The sequence below is a fragment of the Nocardia heshunensis genome, assembly GCF_054782115.1.
The window spans coordinates 527482-553569 of sequence record NZ_BAAGTC010000004.1 but is presented as its reverse complement, the minus strand read 5'-3'; the positions used below and the strand labels follow the sequence as shown (position 1 = coordinate 553569).

Annotated in this window: 17 protein-coding genes and 1 tRNA gene; 12 read left to right on the top strand and 6 right to left on the bottom strand. The window is 68.2% G+C overall.

What is annotated here, in order from left to right:
• Window positions 1-4: 4 nt before the first annotated feature.
• The 3 genes from ACYVN4_RS15150 to gltB all read right to left on the bottom strand — a co-directional run bounded on the left by ACYVN4_RS15150 (window position 5) and on the right by gltB (window position 7175).
• Window positions 5-709 (bottom strand): hypothetical protein, encoded by a 705-nt coding sequence (locus tag ACYVN4_RS15150; RefSeq protein WP_379359244.1) that lies wholly within the window; start codon window positions 707-709, stop codon window positions 5-7.
• Window positions 710-960: 251 nt separating this feature from the next.
• Window positions 961-2430, bottom strand: coding sequence for a glutamate synthase subunit beta (locus tag ACYVN4_RS15145; protein WP_460721460.1), 1470 nt, complete (start codon window positions 2428-2430; stop codon window positions 961-963).
• Window positions 2431-2501: 71 nt separating this feature from the next.
• The gene (gltB, locus tag ACYVN4_RS15140; RefSeq protein WP_460721458.1) at window positions 2502-7175 is read right to left on the bottom strand and encodes a glutamate synthase large subunit; all 4674 of its coding nucleotides are present in this window, start codon (window positions 7173-7175) and stop codon (window positions 2502-2504) included.
• 885 nt (window positions 7176-8060) lie between these two features.
• Here gltB and ACYVN4_RS15135 point away from each other — a divergent pair.
• A complete protein-coding gene (locus ACYVN4_RS15135) occupies window positions 8061-9896 on the top strand; it encodes a DUF4407 domain-containing protein (protein ID WP_460721456.1) in 1836 nt (611 codons plus the stop codon).
• Window positions 9897-9971: 75 nt separating this feature from the next.
• Here the strand turns inward: ACYVN4_RS15135 and ACYVN4_RS15130 are convergent, their stop codons facing one another.
• Window positions 9972-11540: an MFS transporter gene (locus tag ACYVN4_RS15130; protein WP_460721454.1), complete on the bottom strand. Its 1569-nt coding sequence runs from the start codon at window positions 11538-11540 to the stop codon at window positions 9972-9974.
• Between the two features lie 80 nt (window positions 11541-11620).
• Here ACYVN4_RS15130 and ACYVN4_RS15125 point away from each other — a divergent pair, with 80 nt between their 5' ends.
• The 5 genes from ACYVN4_RS15125 to ACYVN4_RS15105 all read left to right on the top strand — a co-directional run bounded on the left by ACYVN4_RS15125 (window position 11621) and on the right by ACYVN4_RS15105 (window position 16488).
• Window positions 11621-12184, top strand: a complete 564-nt coding sequence (locus ACYVN4_RS15125; RefSeq protein WP_460721452.1) for a TetR/AcrR family transcriptional regulator — start codon at window positions 11621-11623, stop codon at window positions 12182-12184.
• A gap of 25 nt (window positions 12185-12209) precedes the next feature.
• Entirely contained in the window at window positions 12210-13085 is an 876-nt protein-coding gene (locus ACYVN4_RS15120; protein ID WP_460721450.1) for a hypothetical protein, read from the top strand.
• On the top strand, window positions 13082-14134 hold the full coding sequence (locus ACYVN4_RS15115) for a DUF4129 domain-containing protein (protein ID WP_460721448.1): 1053 nt from the start codon (window positions 13082-13084) through the stop codon (window positions 14132-14134). Before ACYVN4_RS15120 ends, ACYVN4_RS15115 begins: the two co-directional genes overlap by 4 nt.
• Window positions 14135-14196: 62 nt before the next feature.
• Window positions 14197-15165, top strand: coding sequence for an AAA family ATPase (locus tag ACYVN4_RS15110; protein WP_460722673.1), 969 nt, complete (start codon window positions 14197-14199; stop codon window positions 15163-15165).
• Between the two features lie 3 nt (window positions 15166-15168).
• Window positions 15169-16488 (top strand): DUF58 domain-containing protein, encoded by a 1320-nt coding sequence (locus tag ACYVN4_RS15105; protein WP_460721446.1) that lies wholly within the window; start codon window positions 15169-15171, stop codon window positions 16486-16488.
• On the opposite strand, the gene ACYVN4_RS15100 is transcribed toward ACYVN4_RS15105, so the two are convergent.
• Window positions 16466-17272, bottom strand: coding sequence for an RDD family protein (locus ACYVN4_RS15100; RefSeq protein ID WP_460721444.1), 807 nt, complete (start codon window positions 17270-17272; stop codon window positions 16466-16468). The genes ACYVN4_RS15105 and ACYVN4_RS15100 overlap by 23 nt on opposite strands.
• 74 nt (window positions 17273-17346) lie before the next feature.
• Between ACYVN4_RS15100 and ACYVN4_RS15095 the strand changes: the two genes are divergently transcribed.
• Complete coding sequence (locus ACYVN4_RS15095; protein WP_460721442.1) at window positions 17347-18378, top strand: stage II sporulation protein M; 1032 nt, start codon at window positions 17347-17349, stop codon at window positions 18376-18378.
• Between the two features lie 735 nt (window positions 18379-19113).
• Here ACYVN4_RS15095 and ACYVN4_RS15090 read toward each other — a convergent pair.
• Window positions 19114-19196 (bottom strand) — tRNA-Leu (locus ACYVN4_RS15090).
• Window positions 19197-19490: 294 nt separating this feature from the next.
• On the opposite strand from ACYVN4_RS15090, the gene ACYVN4_RS15085 reads away from it, so the two are divergent.
• The 5 genes from ACYVN4_RS15085 to ACYVN4_RS15065 all read left to right on the top strand — a co-directional run bounded on the left by ACYVN4_RS15085 (window position 19491) and on the right by ACYVN4_RS15065 (window position 26076).
• Complete coding sequence (locus tag ACYVN4_RS15085) at window positions 19491-20918, top strand: DUF3662 and FHA domain-containing protein (RefSeq protein ID WP_460721440.1); 1428 nt, start codon at window positions 19491-19493, stop codon at window positions 20916-20918.
• Between the two features lie 208 nt (window positions 20919-21126).
• Window positions 21127-21594: an FHA domain-containing protein FhaB/FipA gene (locus ACYVN4_RS15080; protein ID WP_033085206.1), complete on the top strand. Its 468-nt coding sequence runs from the start codon at window positions 21127-21129 to the stop codon at window positions 21592-21594.
• The gene (locus tag ACYVN4_RS15075; RefSeq protein WP_460721438.1) at window positions 21591-23105 is read left to right on the top strand and encodes a PP2C family protein-serine/threonine phosphatase; all 1515 of its coding nucleotides are present in this window, start codon (window positions 21591-21593) and stop codon (window positions 23103-23105) included. The genes ACYVN4_RS15080 and ACYVN4_RS15075 overlap by 4 nt, the downstream gene beginning before the upstream one ends.
• Entirely contained in the window at window positions 23105-24604 is a 1500-nt protein-coding gene (locus ACYVN4_RS15070; RefSeq protein ID WP_460721436.1) for an FtsW/RodA/SpoVE family cell cycle protein, read from the top strand. Before ACYVN4_RS15075 ends, ACYVN4_RS15070 begins: the two co-directional genes overlap by 1 nt.
• A complete protein-coding gene (locus tag ACYVN4_RS15065; RefSeq protein WP_460721434.1) occupies window positions 24601-26076 on the top strand; it encodes a peptidoglycan D,D-transpeptidase FtsI family protein in 1476 nt (491 codons plus the stop codon). Before ACYVN4_RS15070 ends, ACYVN4_RS15065 begins: the two co-directional genes overlap by 4 nt.
• The last annotated feature ends 12 nt before the right edge of the window (window positions 26077-26088 follow it).

Sequence of the window (26088 nt, the reverse complement as noted above, 5' to 3'; positions counted from 1 at the left end):
GCGATCAGCTGCCGAGGGCCTTGCCGATCGCGTTGGCGATGATGTCGCTGATCGAGCCGGTCGAGCTGAGCTGCCCGTCGGCGGAGCCGAGTCCGTTGTTGCCGAGGCTGCCCAGCAGGTCCTCGCCGACGGTGTTGGCGCGCGCGGTGAAGCATGCGGTCAGGTTCGGCAGCTCATTGCTGACACCGACCGTGCCCGCGACACCGATGCCACCGCTGGTGACCTGCTGACCGGCGGAGAGGTTGGCCGGGACGGCGTACTTGACGGTGTAGGTCACCGGGTTGCCGGAGTTCACGAACCAGCCGGTGTTGGTGACCTTCCAGCCGCCCGCGTTCGGCTCGGGGGTCACGCTGGCGGTCTGCTCGCCGAGGCCGAGGTGGTAGGCGGTGATGGACGCGCTGATCGGCGCGCCGAAGCCGGCCGGCGGGTAGTCGGTGATGGTGTTGACGTACGGGTTACCGATGCCGGTGGTGCCGATGACGATCGTGTAGGTGGCGGTGGTGCCCGTGCCGATCGAGCCGGAGTTGACGGTCTTGTCGTACGTCATGGTGATGCCGACCGTGCTGATGTCGTTCTTCGTGGCGTGCGAGGTGACCGAACAGGTCGAATCCGCTGACGCGACTCCGGTTTCCACGGTGGTGACGCTCAGACCCGCGGATACCAGTGCGGCGGCACTCACGATCGCGGCCGCGCGGCGATTACGCAACATAATTCTCCTCCAAGTGTCCCGGCAGGTTTGCGGGACCTTTACTGAACTACCGAGCGCTGCGGACGACTCGGAGGTTGGGGCTCCACACGGGGACTAAGTAAACAGGTGTAACTGGTCCCCTGTCCAGGGTTTCGGTAAATTAGCCACAGCAACTGACTAGCACACATTTCACACGTGCGGAGAGTTTTCCGGAAATACGAAAAGGGCGCTCCCGGACCGAAGTCCGGGAGCGCCCCTTGCGTTTATTCAGCTCAGCGCTGGGCGACCATGCCCGGGGTGATCGGCGACGGCAGCGCCGTCTCACCCTCCAGGTAGCGGTCCACCGCGGCGGCCGCGGCGCGACCCTCGGCGATGGCCCACACGATCAGCGACTGACCGCGGCCCATATCGCCGGCCACGAAGACGCCGGGCACCGTGGTGGCCCAGTCCTTGTCGCGCATGACATTGCCGCGCTGGTCGTAGCCCACGCCCAGCCCCTCGAGCAGACCGTTCTTCTGCGGTCCCACGAAGCCCATGGCCAGCAGCACCAGATCGGCCTCGAGGGTGAAGTCGGTGCCCTCGACCTTCTCGAAGCGGCCGTTGACCATCGTCACCTCGTGCGCCTGCAGGCCGGTGACCTTGCCGTCCGCACCGACGAAACGCTCGGTGTTGACGGAGAACACGCGCTCGCCGCCCTCCTCGTGGGCCGAGGAGACGCGGTACATCAGCGGGTAGGTCGGCCACGGGGTCGAACCCGCGCGCTCCTCCGGCGGCCGCGGCATGATCTCGAACTGGTGGATCGACTCCGCACCCTGGCGGTGCGAGGTGCCCAGGCAGTCCGCGCCGGTGTCACCGCCACCGATGATGACGACCTTCTTGCCGCGCGCGTTGATGCGCGGCAGGCCGTCCTCGTCGGTGATCTGGTCGCCCAGCTGCACGCGGTTGGCCAGCGGCAGGAACTCCATGGCCTGGTGGATGCCGTCCAGGTCGCGACCCGGGATCGGCAGGTCACGCGCGATGGTCGCGCCACCGGCGAGGACGACCGCGTCGAACTGCTCGCGCAGCTGCTCGGCAGTGATGTCGACGCCCACGTTGACGCCGGCCTTGAAGATGGTGCCTTCGCCTTCCATCTGCGCCAGGCGGCGGTCGATGAAACGCTTCTCCATCTTGAATTCCGGGATGCCGTAGCGCATCAGGCCGCCGATGCGGTCGTCGCGCTCGAACACGGTCACGGTGTGACCGGCGCGGGTCAGCTGCTGGGCAGCCGCCAGACCTGCCGGGCCGGAGCCGACGACCGCGATGCGCTTGCCGGTGAGGCGGGTCGGGTAGATCGGGGTGACCCAGCCCTCGTCGAAGCCGTTCTCGATGATCTCGACCTCGACCTGCTTGATGGTCACCGCGTCCTGGTTGATGCCCAGGACACAGGACGCCTCACACGGGGCCGGGCACAGGCGGCCGGTGAACTCCGGGAAGTTGTTGGTCGCGTGCAGGCGGTCGAAGCCTTCCTTCCACGCGCCCCGGTACACCAGATCGTTCCACTCGGGAATCAGGTTCCCGAGCGGGCAGCCGTTGTGGCAGAACGGGATACCGCAGTCCATGCAGCGGCTGGCCTGCTTCTGCAGGGTCTCGTGGGAGAACTTCTCCTCGTAGACCTCTTTCCAGTCCAGCAGCCGCAGCGGAACCGGACGGCGCTTGGGCAGTTCCCGGCTGGTGTGCTTCAGGAAGCCTTGTGCGTCACCCATTTACGAACTCCTGACTACAGCGCTGCGCGCACGAAAAAACAGAGGTGCAGCGTCGCACCGGGTAGGTGAGGTCAGCCACGAGCCGCCTCCATGATCGCCTCGTCCACGTTCCGTCCGGCCTTCTCGGCCTCGGAGATGGCGAGCAGGACCTTCTTGTAGTCGCGCGGCATGACCTTCACGAACTTGGTGACCTGCTGGGCCCAGTCGCTCAGGATCCGTTCCGCGACAGCCGAACCGGTCTCGGTGCGGTGCTGTTCGACGATGTCCTTCAGGGTCTGGACGTCCTCGGCCGAGAGCTGCTCGAGATCGACCAGTTCGGTGTTGAGGTTGGCCTCGAAGGTGTTGTTCGGGTTGTAGATGTACGCGACACCACCCGACATACCCGCGCCGAAGTTGCGGCCGGTCTCGCCGAGGATGACCACGCGGCCACCGGTCATGTACTCGCAAGCGTGGTCGCCCACACCCTCGACCACCGCGGTGGCACCCGAGTTACGGACGCTGAAGCGCTCGCCCGCGACACCGCGGATGAACGCCTGGCCGCTGGTGGCGCCGAACAGGATCACGTTGCCCGCGATGATGTTCTGCTCCGCCACGTACTCGGCGGGCGCGTCGGCCGACGGGCGCACGATGATGCGTCCACCCGAAAGACCCTTGCCCACATAGTCGTTGGCGTCGCCCGCGACCCGCAGGGTGATACCGGCCGGGACGAACGCACCGAACGAGTTACCGGCGGAACCGGTGAACTGGATGTCGATGGTGTTGTCCGGCAGGCCGACTCCGCCGTAGAGCTTGGTGACCTCGTGGCCGAGCATGGTGCCGACCGTGCGGTTCACGTTGGTGATCTTGGTTTCGATCTTGACCGGCTTGCCACGCTCCAGCGCGTCCGCGGCCTCCGCGATGAGCTTGTTGTCCAGGGCCTTGTCCAGCCCGTGGTCCTGGCTCTTGGTCTGGCGGCGGTCCTGCATCATGAACGCCGTCTCGACGTCGTCCAGGATCGGCGACAGGTCGAGCTTGGCGGCCTTCCAATGCGACTTGGCGGCGGTGGTGTCGAGCAGGTCGACGCGGCCGATGGCCTCGTCGAGCGTGCGCAGACCCAGCGAAGCCAGCAGCTCGCGGACCTCTTCGGCGATGTAGAGCATGAAGTTCTCGACGAACTCCGGCTTACCCGTGAAGCGTTCGCGCAGAACGGGGTTCTGGGTCGCGACGCCGACCGGGCAGGTGTCGAGGTGGCAGACGCGCATCATGATGCAGCCCGAGACCACCAGCGGAGCGGTCGCGAAACCGTACTCCTCGGCGCCCAGCAGTGCGGCGATCATGACGTCGCGGCCGGTCTTCATCTGACCGTCCACCTGCACCACGATGCGGTCGCGCAGGCCGTTGAGCAGCAGGGTCTGCTGGGTCTCGGCGAGGCCGAGCTCCCAGGGGCCGCCCGCGTGCTTGAGCGAGGTCAGCGGCGAGGCGCCGGTGCCACCGTCGTGACCCGAGATCAGGACCACGTCCGCGTGCGCCTTGGAGACACCCGCGGCGACGGTGCCGACGCCGGGCTCCGCGACAAGTTTCACGTGAATCCGCGCCTGCGGGTTCGCGTTCTTCAGGTCGTGGATCAGCTGCGCCAGATCCTCGATCGAGTAGATGTCGTGGTGCGGCGGCGGCGAGATCAGGCCGACGCCGGGCGTCGAGTGCCGGACCTCGGCGACCCACGGGTACACCTTGTGAGCCGGAAGCTGGCCGCCCTCACCGGGCTTCGCGCCCTGCGCCATCTTGATCTGGATGTCGGTGCAGTTGGTCAGGTAGTGCGCGGTCACACCGAAGCGACCCGACGCCACCTGCTTGATGGCACTACGACGCCAGTCGCCGTTCTCCTCCGGCTCGAAGCGCGCCGGGTGCTCGCCGCCCTCACCGGAGTTGGAGCGGCCGCCGAGCCGGTTCATGGCGATGGCCAGGGTCTCGTGGGCCTCGGCCGAGATGGAGCCGTAGCTCATCGCACCGGTCGAGAAGCGCTTCACGATCTCCGCGGCCGACTCGACCTCGTCGATCGAAATCGGGTGGCGGCCTTCGCTCTTGAACTTGAACAGGCCACGCAGCGAGGCCAAGCGCTCCGACTGATCGTCGACGAGCTTGGTGTACTCCTTGAAGACCTTGTACTGGCCCGAGCGGGTGGCGTGCTGCAGCTTGAACACCGTGTCCGGGTTGAACAGGTGGTACTCGCCCTCACGCCGCCACTGGTACTCGCCGCCGATCTCGAGCTCGCGGTGCGCGCGCTCGTTGCGGTTCTCCAGGTACGCGATCCGGTGGCGTGCCGCGACCTCGTCGGCGATGTCGTCGAGGCCGATGCCGTCCAGCGGCGAGCGCAGACCGGTGAAGTACTCGTCGACGAGCTCCTGCGCCAGGCCGACGACCTGGAACAGCTGCGCGCCACGGTAGGAGGCGATGGTGGAGATGCCCATCTTGGACATCACCTTCAGCACACCCTTGCCGGCGGCCTTGTTGTAGTTGTAGACGGCCTTCTTGAAGTCGGCCGCGTGATCGCCGGTGCTGCCCGGCATCTTCAGCGAGCCGCGCTCCAGCATGTCCTCGATGGACTCGAAGGCCATGTAGGGGTTGATGGCCGCCGCGCCGAAGCCGACCAGCATCGCCATGTGGTGCACCTCGCGGGCGTCACCGGCCTCGACGACCAGGCCGACCTTGGTGCGAGTGCGCTCGCGGACCAGGTGGTGGTGCACCGCGGCGGTGAGCAGCAGCGACGGGATCGGGGCGAGCTTCTCGTTCGACTCGCGGTCGGACAGCACGATGATGCGCGCGCCGCCGTCGATCGCGGCCGAAACCTGGCGCTGCACGGCCTCGATGGCCTTGCGCAGCCCCTTGCCGCCCTTCTTCACCGGGTAAAGACCGTGCACGACAACCGAACGCAGCTCGGGACGCGAGCCGTCGTCGTTGATGTGGACCAGCTTGGAGAGCTCGTCGTTGTCCAGGATCGGCTGGGTCAGGGTGATCTGACGACAGGAGTCCAGGCTCGGGTTCAGCAGGTCGGCCTCCGGGCCCACCATGCTGCGCAGCGAGGTGACGACCTCTTCGCGGATGGCGTCCAGCGGCGGGTTGGTGACCTGCGCGAACAGCTGCGAGAAGTAGTCGAACAGCAGGCGCGGCCGCGACGACAGCACCGCGATCGGGGTGTCGGTGCCCATCGAGCCGAGCGCCTCGCCACCGGTCTGCGCCATCGGCGAGATCAGGATATTGAGCTCTTCGATGGAGTATCCGAAGATCTGCTGGCGGGCCAGCACGCGGTCGTGCGACATGTGCACGTGCGGGCGGTCCTGCAGATCGCTCAGCTTGACCGGGCCCTCGTCCAGCCACTGCTGGTACGGGAACTCGGCGGCCAGCGAGGACTTGACCTCGTCATCGGAGATGATGCGGCCCTGCTTGGTGTCGACCAGGAACATGTGGCCGGGCTGCAGGCGCTTCTTGTAGACGATCTTGGCCGGGTCGATGTCGAGCACGCCGACCTCGGAGGCCAGCACGACGAGACCGTCGTCGGTGACCCAGATTCGCCCGGGGCGCAGGCCGTTTCGGTCCAGCACCGCGCCGACGACCGTGCCGTCGGTGAAGCACACCGAGGCCGGGCCGTCCCACGGCTCCATCAGGAAGGAGTGGTAGCGGTAGAACGCGCGCTGCTCCGGGGTCATGGACTCGTGGCGCTCCCACGCCTCCGGAATCATCATGAGCACGGCGTGCGGCAGGCTGCGGCCACCCAGGTGCAGCAGCTCGAGCACCTCGTCGAAGCGAGCGGTGTCGGACGCGCCGGGGGTGCAGACCGGGAAGATCTTCTCCAGGCGGTTGTTGCCCTCGTGGTCGGTGCCGAACACGTTGGAGTTCAGCAGCGCCTCACGCGCGCGCATCCAGTTCTCGTTGCCCGAGACGGTGTTGATCTCACCGTTGTGGGCGACGCGCCGGAAGGGGTGCGCCAGCGGCCACGACGGGAAGGTGTTGGTGGAGAAGCGCGAGTGCACGATGCCGAGCGCGGACTCGACCCGGTCGTCCTGCAGGTCGATGTAGAACGCCCGCAGCTGCGGGGTCGTGAACATGCCCTTGTAGACGAAGGTCTCGCCGGACAGCGACGGGAAGTACACCGACTCCTTGCCGGTCGCACCCTCACCGGCGCCCGCCTTGCCGAGCTCGTGCTCGATGCGCTTGCGGATGACGTAGGCGCGACGCTCCAGGTCCATGCCGGAGAGCTGCTCGGCACTGTTCTTGGGCGAGGCGATGAAGATCTGCCGGAAGGTTGGCATGGCGTCGCGCGAGAGCGCGCCCAGCGACGACTCGTCGATCGGGACCTCGCGCCAGCCGAGGACCTCGAGGCCCTCCTCGCGCACGATCTTCTCGACGCCGTAGCCGGCGCGGGCAGCCTCGCGGCGGGCCTGCGGGAGGAACGCGATACCCGTGGCGTACGAACCTTCGGCGGGGAGCTCGAAGTCGACGACCGCACGGAAGAACTTGTCCGGGAGCTGAATCAGGATGCCCGCACCGTCGCCGGAGTTGGGCTCGGCACCGGCAGCGCCACGGTGCTCCAGGTTCAGCAATGCCGTAATAGCCTTGTCGACGATGTCGCGGCTGCGGCGGCCGTGCATGTCGACGACGAACGCGACCCCACAGGAGTCGTGTTCGTTCGCCGGGTCATAGAGCCCGATGGGGCCGCGTCCGTAGCCGGCACCGCCGGTGGGGGACCCGTGGCCAGGAAGTTGCGTCATGCCTCTGCCTTCACAAAAAACAGGCCTTCGAAGAAATAAGGGCCTTCGTCGAACGCCTCCGGTAGGGACTGCGCCCGGACGTTTCGGAGACCAGCGGCGCTGATGGTCACTCCGTGCAGTCAACTTTGCAGTTGTCGACCCGCTTCGATTACCTAGTCGGGTGCTCGGTGGTAACGGAACTCTTACGCTTTCGCCACACACCGCGCCGTTCTCGCCCGCTAGGCTGACACCGATCGGGTGCCTTGGCCATATGGGGAGATCTGCCGAATTGTGTAGTTCGGCGTAAGAGCAAACGATAAGTCAGGACTGGAGCCCAACCAACTTAGGTTGCGCTAATTCCAGCTTCTAGCTGGGCTTCTTCATCGGTCCTCCAACACACGCGCGTTCTCCAGTGTAAAGCAGGGGTGCACGTGCGTTTCAGTTGAGTTCACCACTGCATCGCCCGTGCGCGCGGGGATCGGCCGGAACGTCCAGCGCAGCTCCAGACGGCCTCCCACCTGCAATGAATCAGATTTCCCCACAATGAGATCCGGCAAACCGGGCGTTAGGCGGCTAACTTTCCGGACAACTTCCGTCGCCGCCGGGGCCGCCGAGCGGACATGGCCAGGCAACCTGCCGACCGTACGGAATTTTTCCTGAATGTGGGATTCAGCACACGTTCAGCAAACCGAAAATCCGTCTTTTGCCCACCGTTTCGGGCCTGTTCGAGCCGGTCCGGGCGTGATCAACACCACGTCACACGCCGGAAACGTGCCGGTGTGAGGCTGGCCACATCCCAGCCGCCACGGTCGATGGAACAGCTGTACGCCTGTCACGCTGAGACAACGAATCAGCGACGGTTGCGATAAGCCGAATCACTGGGGACTTAGAGGGATGTGAGCTCCCATGACTGAGAGAACCGCCGGACTCGGAGCGCTGCTGGTGTGGCTGGGCGGGGCGCAGCCGCGGCTCACCGATCCGGACGAACACGGGGGTTATACGGTCACCGGAACGGTGGTTGCGCTGGTCGCGACCACCGCGGGGGCCGTGACGGCGGTCGCGACCGCGACCGCGCGCTGGCCGATCCTCGCCGTGATCGCGGTGGCGCTCATCGCCACCCTGTTGGCGGGAGCCATCTCTCGCGCGCTGGCCACCGCCGCCACCCCGGACCGGCGCGAGAATCGCCGGGCGATAGCCGAATTCGGCGGTCGCATTGCCGTGGCGGCCCTCTCGGGCCTGGTGATCGCCGAATTGGCCTGCACCGTACTGTTCTCCGGCACCGTGCACCGGCTGCTCGACGAAACCGCCCAGCGCGCCGTGGAATCCGCGCCCGCCGTGGTCACCGCGCGCACCGAGGCCGATCAGGCCAAGGCCGACCGCGCCACCCTGGACCAGCAGATCACCAAGGCGCAGGGCGATGTCACCACCGCGCTGAAAATCGCACGCTGCGAATACAACCCGGACCAGGACTGCGCCGGGATCCCCAAGACCGGCGTGCCCGGACGCGGACCCGAGGAACGCACCGCCAACCAGATGCTCGACGACGCCCGCGCGCAACTCGCCGTGGCGCAGGGCAAGGTGGACGGGCTCGACACCAAGGTCACCCAGAAGGACCAGGCCCTCGCCACCGCCCGCAAGGACGCCTACACCGAGGGCGACCGCGGGCTGGGCGCGCGCTGGGTGGCCATGAACGACTACACCACAGGGCATTTCGGACCGCTGGCACTGCGCCTCGCGGTCGCCCTGCTGCTCATCGTGCTGGCCCTGCTGCCGCTGCTGCTGCGCTGGTGGCGCGGCGAGACCGCCTTCGACCGCAATGTCGCGGTCCGCACCAGCACCGATCGCATCGACCAGGCCGCCACCACCGCCATCGCCGTCAAACAGGCGGAGGTGCGGGTGGAGACCGAAAAGCTGCGCGCCGAACAACAACTCACCGCCGCGCGGCTGGCCGCGCACGCCGACACCGCCATCGACCGGGAACGGCAGCGCACCCGCATCATCGCCGCCATCGGCAATTTCGAGATCGGCATCACCGAGCCCGCGCAACAGCGGGCGGTCGCCGAATTCGACTCCGCCGCCAGACTCGAGCTTCCGGAGGGGACCTTGACCCAGTCGCCCAACCTGCCCGCCCCGCTGACCTCGGGGCCGCTCGCCCCCCTGCCGCCCGCCGGTGCGCTCGCACCGCACGTACCGGCCGCTGCCCCGATCGCCGCCCCGGCCCCCGCCCCCACGAACAAGGGTGGCGGCCTGGAACTTCCGATCATCGGCACGGTGCCGTTCACCGATACCGCGGCCCGCTGGATCCGGCCGCTGGTCCCGTCCTTTGTGGCCAATGCCATCGATACCGCGACGCATCCGCTGCGCACCGTGCGGCAGGCGTTCGAGGAGGCGGAGGAGATCACCTTCACGCTGCGTCGTACCCGCAAGGTGACGGTGGATTCCGAGGATTCCGCGCAGCCGCAGCAGCAGGTGTACGGCCAACCGCAGGCATACGGCCAGCCACAGTACGGCTATCAGCTGCCGCCGGGCGCGCCGCAGCATGTGCACGCGCAGCGGGTCGCGTCGGTGGTGGATCAGCCCTACGCCCAGTACCCGTCCTACACCGCGCTCCCCCAGGGCCAGGTGGTCGATCCGAGCTACCCGCTCCCGGCCGCCCCGCATCAGGATGCGCTGGCCGCCCGCCGCAATGCCGAACTCGACTACCGGGCTCCCCGCGAACTGCCGCCGGGGAGCGGTCAGTAACAATCGCCCGAAACGAGCTGTGGCCCGGGTTGTTTCACGTTGAACACGGAAACTCCCGGGCCACAGCTGTATCCGCTACGCGGCGGCTCGCTTGCCGCGCGCCGCGCGGTAGGCGACGACCGCGGTCAGCAGCAGGATCGCCGCTGTGGAGGTGGCCGCCAGGTGGATGCCGCTGACGAAGGCGGTGTGCGCCGAGTTCAGCAGTTCACCGGCCGCGGGTTGCGGTAGGGCACGGGCGGTTTCGACCGCACCGCCCAAGGATTCACGGGCCGCGTCGGCGTGCGCCGACGGGACGTGGGACAGGTCCAGGCCCCGGCGGAAGGCCGCCATCACGGCACTGCCCAGCACCGCGACACCCAGGGCGATACCCATCTCCATGGCCGTCTCCGAGATCGCGGCGGCATTGCCCGCGCGGGCTTCCGGCGCGGTGCTCACGATCATGTCGGCCGAAACCGTCAGCGCCACACCCTCACCCAGGCCGATCAGCAGGAAGCCCACGATGAACGGCGTGACCGAGCCCTGCGGATCGGTGGGCAGCAGCCAGTACAGGCCCGCACCGAGGGCGACGGTCACCAGCGAACCGGCCAATACCGTTGCCGGACGCCACCAGCGGACCAGCCAGGCCGCGGCGAGCGCGCCCAGCATGGAGCCGACGGTGCCCGGAATCAGCAGCAGACCGGCCTCCAACGGGGACTTGCCCAGCACCAGCTGCAGGTACTGCGAACCGAAGAACAGCACACCGGCGAGCGCGAACACCGACAGCAGGTTGGTGAACACGGCGGCCCGGAAAGCGGGCAGCCGGAACAGGTCCAGGTCGATCAGCGGAGCCGCGAGGCCGCGCTGCCGACGCACGAACACCACGCCGGAGACGATGCCGATCGCCGCGATGAACACCAGGTTCAGGCTCGCGCCGTGGGCGGCGAATTCCTTGACCGCGTAGACGATCGGAATCAGGGCCGCCATCGAGAGCCCGGCGCTGATCAGGTCGAAGCGACCCGGGTTCGGATCCTTCGACTCCGGCACCAGGACCGGGGCCAGCAGCACCAGCAGCGCCATGACCGGCAGGTTCACCAAGAACACCGAGCCCCACCAGAAGTGCTCGAGCATCCAGCCGCCGAGCAGTGGGCCGAAGGCGGCACCGGAGGCGGCCATCGCGCCCCAGACCGAGATGGCGAGGGTGCGCTGGCGGGCGTCGGCGAACATGGTGCGGATCAGGCCCAGGGTGGCGGGCATCAGGGTGGCACCGGCGAGACCCTGCAAAACGCGCGCGGCAATGAGCATTTCGGGATTGATCGCCCAGGCCGCGAGGGCCGAGGCGGCGGCGAAGCCGACCGCGCCGATGAGCAGCAGGCGGCGACGGCCGATGCGGTCGCCGAGAGTGCCCATGGTGACCAGCAGACCGGCCAGCACGAACGAGTAGACGTCGATGATCCACAGCAGCTGCGGGGTGGTGGGTGCGAGATCGGCGGTGATGGAGGGGACCGCGAGGTCGAGCACGGTCGCGTCGACCGCGATCAGCAGCAGCGCCAGCGCGAGGACGGCAAGCCCGGCCCAATCCCTGGGCCGAGCCTTCGGTATCGCGGTGATGGTGTGCCGGTCGGTGGTCACGGGAGTTCCGGATCGAGCGGTCGGTTTGGTGGTCATCGGCTTTCTCTCTCGAAGTCTTGAACCGTCCAGACGGTACAGTAGTAGTCTGAACCGTCCAGACGGTACAGTCAAGCCTCGTGACCACCCGTGACCCCGCCGGGACCCGCGATCGGATCCTCGACGCCCTCGAAACCCTGCTGCTCGACAAGGGCATGTCCCAGGTGACCCTGGAGAACGTGGCCGCCACCGCCGGCGTCTCCAAGGGCGGCCTGCTCTACCACTTCAAGAGCAAGGACGCGCTGCTGGCCGGACTGCTGCGCCGCGTCGGCGAACGCTCGGAGCACCAGGTGCAGACCGCCGTGGACCAGGGCCGCTCGGTGGCCGAGTGGTACCTGCAGGCCCCGCACCCCGCCGACGAGACCGACGCCGTCGAGCTCGCCCTGTATCGCTCGATGCTGGCCGCCATGCGGACCATCGAGGCGCCCGCCGACGGCGGCCCGGCCGAGACCGACCGCGCCCTCACCGAAGTGTGGAGATCCTGGAAGACGGCCCTGGACAACGAGATCGACGATCCGGTCCGCGCCGAGATCGTCGGCCTGGTCGGCGACGGCGTCTACCTGCGCGCTCTGCTCGGCCTGCCGCCCATCGAACCCGACCTGTACCGCCGGGTCGTGGCACGACTCTTATCGGGCGACCGATAGCACCTGTCCGGATAGACTCGGGCGCGTGTTGCCGACCGCCGCCGACTCTGTCGGTTCGCCGACCGGCTCGGTGGGGGGACCGACTTCTACCGAACCGGTGGTTGTTCCGATTCGTCCCCTGCAGTTCCGCGAACTGCTGGACTCGCCGTTCGCGCTGATCCAGGCCCGGATCAAGACCCTGGCGGCGCTGCTCGGCGGGGCGGTATTCGTGGCCGCGGTAGTGGCCGTCGCGGGCACCGCGCTGGCCGCGCTGCTCACCGAGGACTCCGACACCGGCACCTTCTGGAGTGCCCTGCTGGTGAGCCTGCTGTGCGCGTGGTTGCTGCGGCTGTTCGTGCGCGGCGTGACCGTGCCGATCGGGCTCGCGGTCGTCTACCGCAAGCCGCTGAGCGGACGCGCCGCCCTCGGGCAGGCGGCGTCACATGCCGGTCCGCTGCTGGGCTACCAGGTGATGTACACCCTGATCGGCGTCGGCGTGCTGCTGCTGGGCGCTCCCCTGATGTTCACGCTCCCGTTCGCGGCGATCTGGCTGGCGTGGTTGCGCGGGCGGCGATTCACGCTGGTGCCCACCATCGTCGACCGGTCGCTCGGCTACGGCGATGCGGCCCGGCGCGCGAAACTGCTTGCCACCGGGACGGAATGGCAGCTGGTCGGGCTGTGGCTGTATCTGCGCACGCTGCTGGTGGTGCTGATCGTGCCGCTGATCGCGCTGCCGCAGTTCATCGCGGAATTCTCCGGCACCCACCGCTGGACGGTGACGGTGCTGGTCATCTCGGTCGCCATGCTGCTGGTGGCGTTCGGTGAACTGGTGGAATCCGCCACCCAGGTGGTCGTCTACGTGGACCGGCGCTGCCGCCGCGAGGCCTGGGACATCCCGGTACCGGCGGGAGGCGGTCGATGACCGAGACCGATCGGAATCCGGTCCCGCCGCCACCGGCGCTGGGCCCGGCCGCCGCGCACCTGGCCGCGGCCGAGGATGCCGCGCGCCGTGGGGATTTCGGTTCGGCGCTGCGGGAGCGCTATCGCGCGGTCACCCGCGGGCTCGAACAGCGCGGCCTACTCGCGGAGGAGCGGGCGCGCACCGCACGGGAGACCGCCGACGCCGCCACCACCGCCGTCCCGGACGCGGGCGAACTACCCTCGGCCGCACACAGTTTCGACGAGGTCGTCTACGGCGGGCGCTACGGCACCGAGGCCGAGTACCGACTGCTCGAGCAGGCCGACCGGTATTCGACCGCGCCGCCGCCCAAGGCCGGACCGGTGGAGCTCACCGAGCAGCGCCGCAAGCGCAAGACCAAGGCCGTCAAGCAGAAGAAGGTTCGGGAACGACCGGATTTGCCGGCACTGCTGCGGGATTGGCGATTCTGGGCGGCCGTCGGCGCCGTGCTGGCCATCGGACTGCTGATCTTCGTGCTGACCCAGCTCGGGCCCGCGCCGTCGGTGACGCCGCCGGATCTGCCGTCCCCGCCCTCGAACCCCAGCCCGCCGCCGAAGCCGCCGAAGGTGGACGCGCCGAACTTCGGTGCGGGCAGCGACTCGATCTTCCAGACCATGCCGAACTGGCTGGCCTTCGGCGGACTGCAGTTCCTCATCGCCTGGGTCACCGTGCTGTGGTGGCGGGGTCGCCGCCGCGGCACGATCGTGCGCGAGCCGCTGCCGGTGGAGGCCCCGGCCCTCGAGCTGCTGGCCGGACAGGCCGGGCTGTACCGGAAATCCCGCGATCACGAGCACGTGGCGGACAAACTGCGAGCGGCGGCGCTGCGGCGGCTGCGGCCCGCGCTCGGCGTCACCGCCGAGACCCCGGCGGAGCTGGTGACCGCGGCGGTGAGCGCCCGCACCGGCACCGACCCGGCCGTGGTCCGCGCCGCCCTGTACGACCCGGTCGCGGATCGGGGCACCTTGGAACTCGTGGCCGCACAACTCGAATGGATCGAAGCGGAGGTCTTGTGACCGATCTGACCCAGAACACCGATCTCACCAAGAAAATCGAGGACGGCAACCACACGCCCTCGGTGGTGGACGGACCGACCGCGCAGGACGCGCAGCAGGCGTTGCTGGCCCTGCGCGCCGAGATCGGCAAGGCGGTCGTCGGCAACGACCACGCCGTCATGTTCCTGGTGCTGGCACTGCTGTGCCGCGGCCACGTGCTGCTGGAAGGCGTTCCGGGCGTGGCGAAGACGCTGCTGGTGCGGGCGCTGGCCACCGCGCTGGACCTGGAGCACTCCCGCATCCAGTTCACCCCGGACCTGATGCCGGGCGATGTGACCGGCTCGCAGATCTACGATCCGCATTCGGCCGAGTTCACCTTCCGCCGCGGCCCGGTCTTCACCAACCTGCTGCTCGCCGACGAGATCAACCGCACGCCCCCGAAGACGCAGTCGGCGCTGCTGGAATCGATGGAGGAGCGCCAGGTTTCGGTGGACGGCGTGCCGCAGCCGCTGCCGGATCCGTTCGTGGTGGTGGCCACCCAGAACCCGATCGAACAGGAGGGCACCTATCCGCTGCCGGAGGCGCAGCTGGACCGGTTCCTGTTCAAGGTCGACGTCCAATTGCCCGGGCGCGACGACGAATTCCGCATCCTGCAGCGGCATGCCGCGGGCTTCGACCCGCGCGATCTGAACGCGGCCGGACTGCGCCCGGTGGCCAACGCCGCCCACATCGCGGCCGCGCGGGCCGCGGTCGCCCAGGTGGCCATCAGCCCGGAGGTACTCGCGTACACGGTCGATATCTGCCGGGCCACCCGCACCTCCCCCGCCGTCGCGCACGGCGCGTCCACCCGTGGCGCGACCGCGCTGATGGCGGCCGCGCGGGCCTTCGCCTGGCTCAACGGGCGCGCCTACGTCACGCCCGACGATGTGAAAGCCGTTGCGACGGCGGTACTCCGGCACCGGCTGCACCTGCGGCCCGAACACGAGGTGGAGGGCGTCACCGCCGAGGGCGTCATGGCCTCGCTGCTGATGTCCGTCCCCGTCCCGGTCTAGCCCGTGATCGTCACCGGCCGGCTGGCCGCCGCGGCGGTGCTCGCGGCCCTGTTCGTCGCCATCGTGCTGCCGTCGTGGTTGGGCGTACTGATCGCCACCGCGCTGCTGGTGGTGCTCGTCGCGGTCGATCTGCTCGCGCTGGGATCGCCGGGCGGGCTGGAGTTCTCCCGGGAGCCCATCACCACGGTGCGCAGCGGCCGTAGCATCGACGTCGAACTGGCCGTGCTCAATGCCGGGACCCGGCCGGTGCACGGCACGCTGTGGGACGACTGGCCGCCGAGCGCACACGCCCGGCACCGCACCCACGCCCTGAAACTGCCGCCCAACACCAGGATTCGCCTGCACACCGAGCTGACCCCGGACTATCACGGCGACCGGGTCGCCGGTCCGGTGACGGTGCGGCTGCTGGGCCCGCTGGGCGTGGCCGGACGACAGGTGCGCCGCGAGGTCCCCGCTCGGCTGCGCGCACTGCCGCCGTTCCGCAGCGAACGACTGATGGCCTCGAAGGTGAAGCAGTTGCAGCATCTGGAGGGCCGCAACACCACCACGATTCGCGGGCAGGGCACCGAATTCGATTCGTTCCGTGAGTATGTGGCGGGCGACGACGTGCGCACCATCGACTGGCGCGCCACCGCCCGCGCCAATGACGTGCTGGTGCGCACCTGGCGGCCGGAACGCAATCGGCACGTGGTCATGCTGCTCGACTCGGGCCGGGTCAGCGCCGGACGCGTCGGCGGTGCCGACAATTCACACAGCGGTGCCGGTACCCGACTGGACGCCACCATCGAGGCGGCGCTGCTCCTGGGCGGGCTGGCCGCCGCGGGCGGCGACTCGGTCGATCTGATGGCCTACGACCGCCGCGTGCGCACCGAGGTGCGCGGGGTCGGCGGAAAACGCTTGCAGGTCAAGCTCATGCACGCGCTGGCCGGTCTCACCCCCGAGCTGGTCGACACCGACTATCAGGGCCTGCTGCGCGCCACCCTGCAACGCGCCCGCCGCCGCAGCCTGGTGGTCTGGTTCACCCATCTCGACGCCGCCACCGTGCAGGAAGGCCTGCTGCCGGTGCTGCCCGTGCTGGCCGACCGCCACCGGGTGCTGGTCGTCTCGGTGACCGATCCGGAGGTCGCGGCCGCCGCGAGCCGCCGCAGCGGCCTGGACGACCTCTACGCCGCGGCCGCCGCCGAGAACGTCATCGCCGAGCACGCGGTGGCCCGGGAAACCCTGCGCCGCATGGGTGTGCGCGTCATCGCGGCCGCACCCGACCGGCTGCCGGAGGCACTGGCCGACGAATACCTGGAACTCAAGCGGACCGGAGCGCTGTAGCGGGCTGTGCCGCCGGGTGCCGGGAGAACAGCGCCGCGGGCGGCGGCGGAATGGCCCGCCGCTGTCGCTCGGCCAGTACCGCGCCCAGAATGTGCAGTGGCGGATAGCCGTTCGGCGGTGGTGTGCGCAGCTTCTCGCACACCGCGATCACCAGCGCCCGCCCCAGCTGATCCCCGACCTCCGGGGTGAGGGTGCGGAAGCGCAGCAGGTACTTGCGCAGGGACAGCACCAGATCATCCGGCAGTCCGGACAGGTCGAGTTGCCGTGCCCACCCGGTCAGCCACGGCGGCGGCGCGGCCAGTTGCGCGAACGGCAATCTACTGCGGTCGTGCACCACCACGGTGCCCGCCAGCGCGTCCCCGACCCGGCGGCCCTGCGGCGAGCACAGCGACACCACCACGGCGATCAGCCCGGTGCCCAGGACCCAGAAGTCCACGATGCCCGCCAGCCCGCGCGTCACCGCGTGCCGGAAGTCGATGGGCCCGCCGTCGGCGCGCACCACCCGCAGCCCGAGCGCCATCTTGCCCAGCGAGCGGCCCCGCGAAAACGTCTCGAACAACACCGGATACCCGATCAACGCCCCCACCAGGCCGACCAGCGCCGCGGCGTCACGCCACGCGGAATCCGCGTCGGCCCAGGCGAGAATCGCCTCGAACAGCAGGACCAGCAGCAGGGCGACGACGATCTGCACAATGAGATCGAGCAGGAAGGCCGCGGCCCGGGTCGGTACCCGGGCGATCGGAAGCTCTACGGCAACGGCCTCGCCGGTGGTGAAAAGTGCCATGAGGGTCGTCTTCCTCCGCCGGGTGTGATCGCGATGGATAGCATTCTGTCAGCGTTAGCGCAGGAGGGGTACTCATGGATCTGGACGCCTACACCTTCGTGCACAGGCCGTCCTGGGATCGGCTGGATCAGTTGGCCTCCCGGAGCAAGCGGCTCGATGGCACGGAAGCCGACGAGTTGGTCCGGCTCTACCGCGTCGCGTCCCAGCAGCTGGCTCGATTGCAGACGCGGGAGGCGGATCCGGAGCTCATCGCCGGGCTGTCCGCGGTCCTGACCCGGGCGCGCGGACGCATACTGAGCGCCCGCATCGACACCCTGCGTGAGATCGGCTACTTCTTCACCCACCGCTTCCCGGCCGCCGTGTACCGGGCCTGGCCCTGGTGGGTGTCGGTGGCGACGGTCTTCCTGCTCGGCTCCGCGGTGCTGGCGGCCTGGGTGGCGAATTCCCAAGCCGCCCGGCGGCATCTCGGGTTGGACACGGATACAGATGCCTTGACACGCCCCGGTGGCGAATTCGAGACCTACTACTACGAGCATCCGCACGATGCCTTCGCCGCCAAGGTGTGGACCAACAATGCGTGGGTGGCGGCCATGGCGCTGTTCCTCGGGGTGCTCATCCTGCCCGCGGTCTACCTGTTGTTCATGAACGCGCTGAACCTGGGGATCAGTGCGGGTCTGATGGCCGGGGCGGGGCGGCTCGGCCCGTTCTTCGGTTGGATCCTGCCGCACGGAATGCTGGAGCTCACCGCCATTTTCGTGGCGGGCGGGGCCGGGCTGAAGCTGGGCTGGACCCTGATCGATCCGGGCCGGGAGAGCCGCCCGCAGGCAATGGCACGGCAGGGCCGGGCGACGGCCGTGATCGCGCTCGGACTGGTGGGCGTGCTGCTGGTTTCCGGCTTCCTGGAGGGCTTCGTGACGCCCAGCGGACTGCCCACCGCACTGCGGGTCGGGATCGGGGCGCTGGCCGAACTCGGCTTCCTGGCCTACGTCTTCGGACGCGGGAGGGTGGCGGTGCGGGAGCAGGAGGCGGGGATCGGCCCGGAGCACATCGCGGGCTATTCGATCGAGAAGACTCCGGAACCGGTTGTGGGAGTGGCGACTTCGTAGTCGCAAACCAGTCGGAATTGATTTCCACTGGCCGCAGCGAGTCCGGCTCAGCTGCGGCCAGCGTTGCCGATGACTCTACACAATCGTTATGGCTACGCAACCTCCGACTTGCCCGCCGGGCGTATAACGCGACCAGGCGAAATACCCCTTCTCCGTAGGGAACCCGACAAGATCGCTAATTCCGGGCATCCGCTTTGCGGACGGTCTGCGGAGGGCCCTGAAACTATCCCCGCGGTCGCGTTTCCGAACCCGTTTCGACCCCTTGTGTGCGATGTGTTTCGAACCCCGCCGGAGAGTTTGCGAAAAGTTCGTAATTTTTCCGCTAACCACCGGTTCAACCCACGTTAAGCTGGCGTTTCGCCCCAGCTCAGCCCGATTGCTCGGCGGTCGCCAGAAGTCAAACAAACCCAGAGTTTGTTTACCCGCGACTTAGCTAAATGATCATCAGGCAATGGCCGCCAGTAATCGGGCGCATACCCCAGACGCCATCCCCCGGCAAACGATTTTCACCCCGCAGAACCGCCCGAAACGGCCGCTGGCAACGCCCCCGCCGGGTCACCCCGACCAGGGCATGCGATCTTCGTCACATCCGCTTTGACCTGGGAATTTCCGAGTCCCGCCGAGCGGGTGGCCCAGAGCGAGGACTCGACCCGAACGCGGACGGAGACTGCGCCCGAACCCGGACAAAGAAGAAGGCCCCCGATCCGATGTGGATCGAGGGCCTTCCTCTTCAAGTGGGCGAGGGGGGACTTGAACCCCCACGTCCTTACGGACACTGGCACCTGAAGCCAGCGCGTCTGCCATTCCGCCACTCGCCCGAGCGACGAGAAGAAAACTATCACGAGGTTTGCGCCAAAACGAAATCGCCTGGTTACCGGGGGTTCGGGCACGGAAACGTGATCCACGGCGGACACGGGAACCCGGGGTTGCCGCCAAGAGTTACAGGTGTGGACGATCGTGGATATCATGCAATCAACGTGTCCCTGCGGCGACACGCCATGTCCGCGTGTTGCTTTGTAGGACGCACCGCGCGCCACGGTCGGTCGGCACACACGACACGACGCACGCGCTCCCTCGCGGGAGTGACAGAACCCGAGAAGGGAGGGGGCTATATGGGGATCGTTTCCCGTTTCGAACGCCGCCTCCAGGGTGCTGTCGGCGATGTCTTCGCTCGCGCCTTCGGCGGGAGCGTCGTCCCCCAGGAGGTCGAGGCCGCTTTGCAGCGCGAGGCCGCCGACCACGTCCAAGATCTCGGTGGGGGCCACCTCCTGGCTCCCAACAGCTATGTCATCACCGTCAACGAGTCCGATCTACGGCATCTCGTCCAAGGTGAGGGACAGCCGGATCGCGATCTCGCCACGCAGGATTACGAGCTCACGAAGCGCGCTTTCGCCAAACATCTGCAAGACCACATCCGCGAGCAAGGGTGGCAGACCTACGGCGAAGTGCACGTGGAGTTCGAGGCATCCCCTACGCTGCACACCGGACAGTTCAGGACGCGCGGCCGGGTAGACCCCGACGCGGGTGGGCGGGCAGGCCCGTCACCGGGACCTGAACGCCCACAACGACCCAACCCGCAACCAGGAGCTGGCCCCATGACGCAGAACTCAGGCTACGACCCAAGCCGTGAGCCCGCGGAGTCCGATCCGCGGAGTCGCGGGTACGCGCCCCCGCCTGCGGGCCGTCAAGGTCAGCAGGGTTACGGCGAGTACGGCCGCGGTGGCCAGCAGGGCTACGAACAGGGCGGCTACGCCCAGTCCGAGCAGGGCTACGGCGAATACCAGAACGGCTACGACTACCAGCAGCAGCCGGGTGCTGCCGGGTACGGCCAGCAGGGCGGCTACGAGCAGCAGGCCTACGGCCAGCAGCAACCGGGCTACGGCGCATCCGAGCAGGCGTACGGCCAGCAGGGCTACGCCGAGCAGGGCTACGGCCAGCAGCAGCACGGCTACGAGCAGCAGGGCTATGCCGACCAGGCCTACGGTCAGCAGCCGGGCTACGCCGATCAGGCGTACGGCCAGCAGCAGCCGGGCTACGGCCAGCAGGGCTATGCCGAGCAGGGCTACGGACAGCAGCCGGGGTACGCCGAGCAGGGGTACGGCCAGCAGCAGCCGGGCTACGGCCAGCAGGGCTACGACCAGTACGCCGAGCAGGGCGGCTACGCCGACGATCAGGGGTACGGACAGCAGCAGGCCTACGGCCAGCAGGGCGGCGGCTACGGCGCGGCAGCACCGGCCGCCCGCGCCGGGTCGAGCTACTCGGCCACGCTGCAGCTGGACGACGGCTCCGGTCGCACCTACCAGTTGCGCGAGGGCAGCAACATCATCGGTCGTGGGCAGGACGCGCACTTCCGACTGCCCGATACCGGAGTTTCGCGGCGGCACATCGAAGTTCGTTGGGATGGTCAGACCGCGATGCTCTCGGACCTCGGTTCGACCAATGGCACGCTGGTCAACGGGTCGCCCGTCCAGGACTGGCAGCTGGCCGACGGGGATGTGATCCGCGCCGGACATTCCGAGATCCTGATCCGGATCGTCTGATCCCGTAAGCTCGCGATGCAGGTCACGATATGGCTAGGAATTCCTCGGTCGTATCGTGATCGCAACCGGTCTACGGCCCTATGATGCTGCCAATACTCGCGGCGGACTCTGGCCGCGCTGACCAGCAACACACCGGTTGGGGGTCACGGAGTTCCACCTCCGTAACTGCCCTGTACCTACGACACGGTCGAACAGGAGGTGGAGCGCCGTGCAGGGACTGATCCTGCAATTGACCCGTGCGGGGTTCCTGCTGCTGCTGTGGCTGTTCGTGTGGGCGGTGCTCCGGACGTTGCGCAGCGATATCTACGCGGCTTCCGGCCTTCGGGTCGCGCCTCGGGCCGCAGGCGGTTCCGCGGTGCTCCCCTCTTTTCGCCGGGGCCAGAAGGGCGCCAAATATCTCGTGGTGACTCAGGGTTCTCTCGCCGGCACCCGCATCTCGCTCGGCACACAGCCGGTGCTGATCGGGCGGGCCGACGACTCCACACTGGTTCTCACCGACGACTACGCCTCCACCCGCCACGCGCGCCTGTCGCCGCGCGGTGAGGATTGGTACGTCGAGGATCTCGGTTCCACCAACGGGACCTACCTCGACCGGTCGAAGGTCACCACTCCGGTCCGAGTTCCACTCGGGTCCCCAGTCCGTGTCGGCAAGACAGTGATCGAGCTGCGATCGTGACACTTGTTCTCCGCTACGCAGCGCGTAGCGACCGTGGTCTTGTCCGAGCCAATAACGAGGACTCCGTTTACGCAGGTGCGCGATTGCTCGCGCTCGCGGACGGCATGGGCGGTCATGCCGCCGGTGAGGTCGCCTCCCAACTGATGATCGCCGCGCTGGCGCATCTCGACGATGACGAGCCCGGCGACGATCTGCTCGGCAAGCTGAATCGTGCGGTGCACGAAGGCAATGCGTCGATCGCCGATCAGGTCGAGGAGGAGCCGGAACTCGACGGCATGGGCACCACGCTCACCGCCATCCTGTTCGCCGGGCGCAAACTCGGCCTCGCGCACATCGGCGACTCCCGCGCCTACATGCTGCGAGGCGGTGAGCTGGCCCAGATCACCCGTGACGACACCTTCGTGCAGTCGCTGGTGGACGAGGGGCGGATCACGCCGGAGCAGGCGCACACGCATCCGCAGCGTTCGCTGATCATGCGGGCGCTCACCGGCAACGAGATCGACCCCACCCTGGTGGTGCGGGAGGCTCGCGCCGGGGATCGCTATCTGCTGTGCTCCGACGGGCTTTCGGATGTGGTCTCCGACGAGACCATCGCCAACACCCTGCGCGAGGGCACCACCGACGAGTCGGCCGACCGGCTCATCGAATTGGCCTTGCGCAGTGGCGGTCCCGACAACGTGACCGTGGTGGTCGCCGACGTCATCGATCTGGATTACGGCCAGAGCCACCCCATCGTGGCGGGCGCGGCCTCCGGTGAGGACGAGGACACTCCCCCGCCGAACACCGCCGCGGGCCGGGCCGCCGCCATGAGACCGCCGCGCGCCACCCCGCGCCGCGCGGTCGCGCAGCCGGAACCCGAGCCGCCGAAGAAGAGCCACAAGCTGCGCTGGCTGGCGCTGTCGCTGGCCCTGCTGGTGGCCGTCGGCGCGGGTCTGACCGTGGGCTACAACATGATTCGCAGCAACTACTACGTCGGCGTGGACGGCGAGAAGGTGGTCGTGCTGCGTGGTCTGCCCGGTTCGGTGCTGGGCTACTCGATCCGCGACGTGGATCAGGTCGGATGTGTCACGCGCACCGGCGAATTGACGCTGTCCGGCCCCGACGACAAGTTTCCGTCCGGCTGTGTCCAGCTGACCCGCAGTGATCTGCGGGCCAGTGGCCGCGACTCGGTCGACAAGGGGCTGCCGCCGGGTTCGCGCGACGACGCCGTCAAGCAGATCCGCAATCTGGTGCAGTCCGAACTGCTGCCGCCGTGCGAGAAGGCACAGCCGCAGCAGCCGGTCACCACCCCGGTGCCGACGCCCCCCGCCGACCCGAACCAGCCGGGCACCCCGGTCACCACGACTCCGGCCGCGCCGACCACTCCGGTCGCGCCCGGCGGGCTGACCGGCGGTGAGCGCACCGGCGAGAACCACACGCTGGAGCCCCACAAGAGCGACCAGCCGACCACCCCTGTCACCACCACCACGGCACCGCAGACTCCGGGGCAGAACTGCAGGATGGCGGACTGATGTCCGCACCGGCACCGCCGTCCACTGGGGCCTTCCCCAGTCCACCCGGCGGATTCGCTCCTGCGCCGCCGCCCGCCACCCGGCGCAATGTCGAGTTGCTGTTGCTGGGGTTGGCGGCGTTGATCACCACGGTGTCGTTGGTGCTGGTGGAGGCGAGTCAGGAGCAGGCGATCACCTGGGAGATCGCCAAGCTCGGTGCCGCGTATATGGCGTTGTTCGGTGTCGCGCATCTGGCGGTGCGGCGGTTCGCGGCCTTCGCGGACCCCCTCCTACTACCGATCGCGGCACTGCTGAACGGGTTGGGCCTGGTGATCATTCACCGCATCGACCTAGCGCAGGCCCAGGATGCCGCCTTCGCCTCCCTGCCCATCCCCTCCCCCGACGCCAACCAGCAGGTGCTGTGGACGGGGTTGGGGATGGTGGTTTTCATGGGGTTGTTGATCGTGCTGCGTGACTACCGCAGCCTGGCCCGCTACGCCTACACCCTCGGCCTGATCGGGTTGATCGCGCTGGCCCTGCCCGCGCTGCTGCCGGACCGGTACTCACAGGTGAACGGCGCGAAGATCTGGATTCGCCTGCCCGGCTTCAGTGTTCAGCCCGGCGAGTTCGCCAAGATCGCGCTGATCGTGTTCTTCGCCGGCGTGCTGGTGAGCAAGCGCGACCTGTTCACCGGCGCGGGCAAGCACGTGTTCGGCATGGAACTGCCGCGCATGCGGGACATGGGTCCGGTGCTGCTGGTGTGGGCGGTGTCGGTGGGCGTGCTGGTGGTGGAGAAGGATCTCGGCACCTCGCTGCTGATCTTCTGCACCGTGCTGTGCATGCTCTACATCGCGACCGAGCGCGTGGGCTGGGTGGCGGTCGGCACGGTGCTGCTGATCATCGGATTCGTGTTCGCCTACAACGTCTTCGGGCATGTGCGGGTGCGGGTCGAGACCTGGCTGCACCCGTTCGCGGACTACTCCAACACCGGCTATCAGATCTCGCAGTCGCTGTTCGGGCTCGCTACCGGCGGACTGGCCGGGACCGGGCTGGGTTCCGGGCGGCCCTCGCAGGTGCCGTTCGCCAAGACCGACTTCATCATCTCCGCCATCGGGGAGGAGCTCGGCCTGATCGGGCTGACCGCCGTGCTGATGTTGTTCTGCGTGTTCACCATTCGCGGCATCCGCACCGCGCTGGCCATTCGCGACAGCTTCGGCAAGCTGCTGGCCGCGGGCCTGGCCTTCACGATCGCCATCCAGGTGTTCGTGGTGGTCGGCGGTGTCACCAAACTGATTCCGCTGACCGGTCTCACCACGCCGTACATGTCCTACGGCGGTTCCTCGCTGCTGGCCAACTACATTCTGCTGGGGCTGCTGATCAAGATTTCCGACGCCGCCCGCCGACCGGCCCCCGCCCGCAAGCGGGTCGAGCCGATCGTGGAAGCGTCGACGCAACTGCTGCGCAAGGTGGAGACGGATACAGCCCGGGTGAACATGAAGGTGGAGGGGGGTGCCGTGTGAACACGCCTCTGCGCCGCGTCGCGCTGGCGGTCATGGTGATGATCGTCGCGCTGCTGGCCAACGCCACCTATGTGCAGGTGTTCAAGGCCGACAGCCTGCGCAACGATCCGCGCAATGTGCGAGTCCTGTTGGACGAGTACGCGCGTCAGCGCGGCCAGATCTCCGCGTCCGGCACCGTGCTGGCCAGTTCGGTCGCCACCGACGACCGCTACAAGTACCTGCGCACCTACCCGACCGATCCGCTGGCCTACGCGCCCGCCACCGGCTACTACTCGATGCAGTACGGCAGCAACGGGCTCGAGCACGCCGAGGACTCGGTGCTCAACGGTTCCGACAACGCCCTGTTCGGGCGGCGGCTCATCGACATGATCTCCGGCCGCGATCCGCGCGGCGGCAATGTGGTGACCACCCTCAACCCGGTCATGCAGAAGGTCGCCTACGACCAGCTGACCGCCAAGAACCTCACCGGATCGGTGGTGGCCATCGAGCCCAGCACCGGCCGCATCCTGACCATGGTGTCCACGCCGTCCTACGACCCGAACCTGCTGGCCGGGCACGACGGCGCGGCCACCCAGAAGACGTGGGAGCAGTTGCAACAGGATCCCCGCCAGCCCATGCTGAATCGCGCTGTCTCGCAGACGTATCCGCCGGGCTCCACCTTCAAGGTGATCGTGACCGCGGCCGCGCTGTCCAACGGCATCGCCAAACCGGACGACCAGTTCACCGCCGCGCCGCGCATCACGCTGCCCGACACCACCACCACGCTGGAGAACTACAACGGCAGCCACTGCGGCCCGGGCGACGCCCAAACCGCTTCTCTCACCGACGCTTTCAAATACTCGTGTAACACCGCGTTCGCGGAGCTCGGTATGAAGGTGGGGGCCGCGAAGCTCAAGGACGAGGCCAACGCCTTCGGCATCGGGACGCAGCATCCGAACATTCCGATCCCGTGGGCGGACAGCACCGTCGGCACCATTCCCGACAGTGCGGCCATGGCCCAGTCCAGCATCGGGCAGCGCGACGTGGCGCTCACCCCGCTCGACAATGCGGTCGTCGCGGCCACCATCGCCAATGGCGGCGTGCGGATGAAACCGTATCTGGTGGACCAACTGCAGGCGCCCGACCTGAGCACCCTGGAGACCACCAAGCCGACCTCGGTCGGCCAGGCGGTCACCCCGCAGGTGGCCACCCAGATCACCAACCTGATGCTGGAGTCGGAGAAGAACACCCAGGGCGGGACACAGCCGCGCTCGTACCAGATCGCGTCCAAGACCGGTACGGCCGAGCACGGCGACGATCCGCGCAACACCCCGCCGCACGCCTGGTACATCGCCTTCGCGCCGGCGCAGAACCCGAAGATCGCGATCGCGGTCATCGTCGAGAACGGTGGTGACCGGGCGCTGGCCGCGACCGGCGGATCCGTGGCCGCGCCCATCGCGCGCGCCGTGCTGGACGCCGGGCTCGGGGGCTGAACGACATGAAAG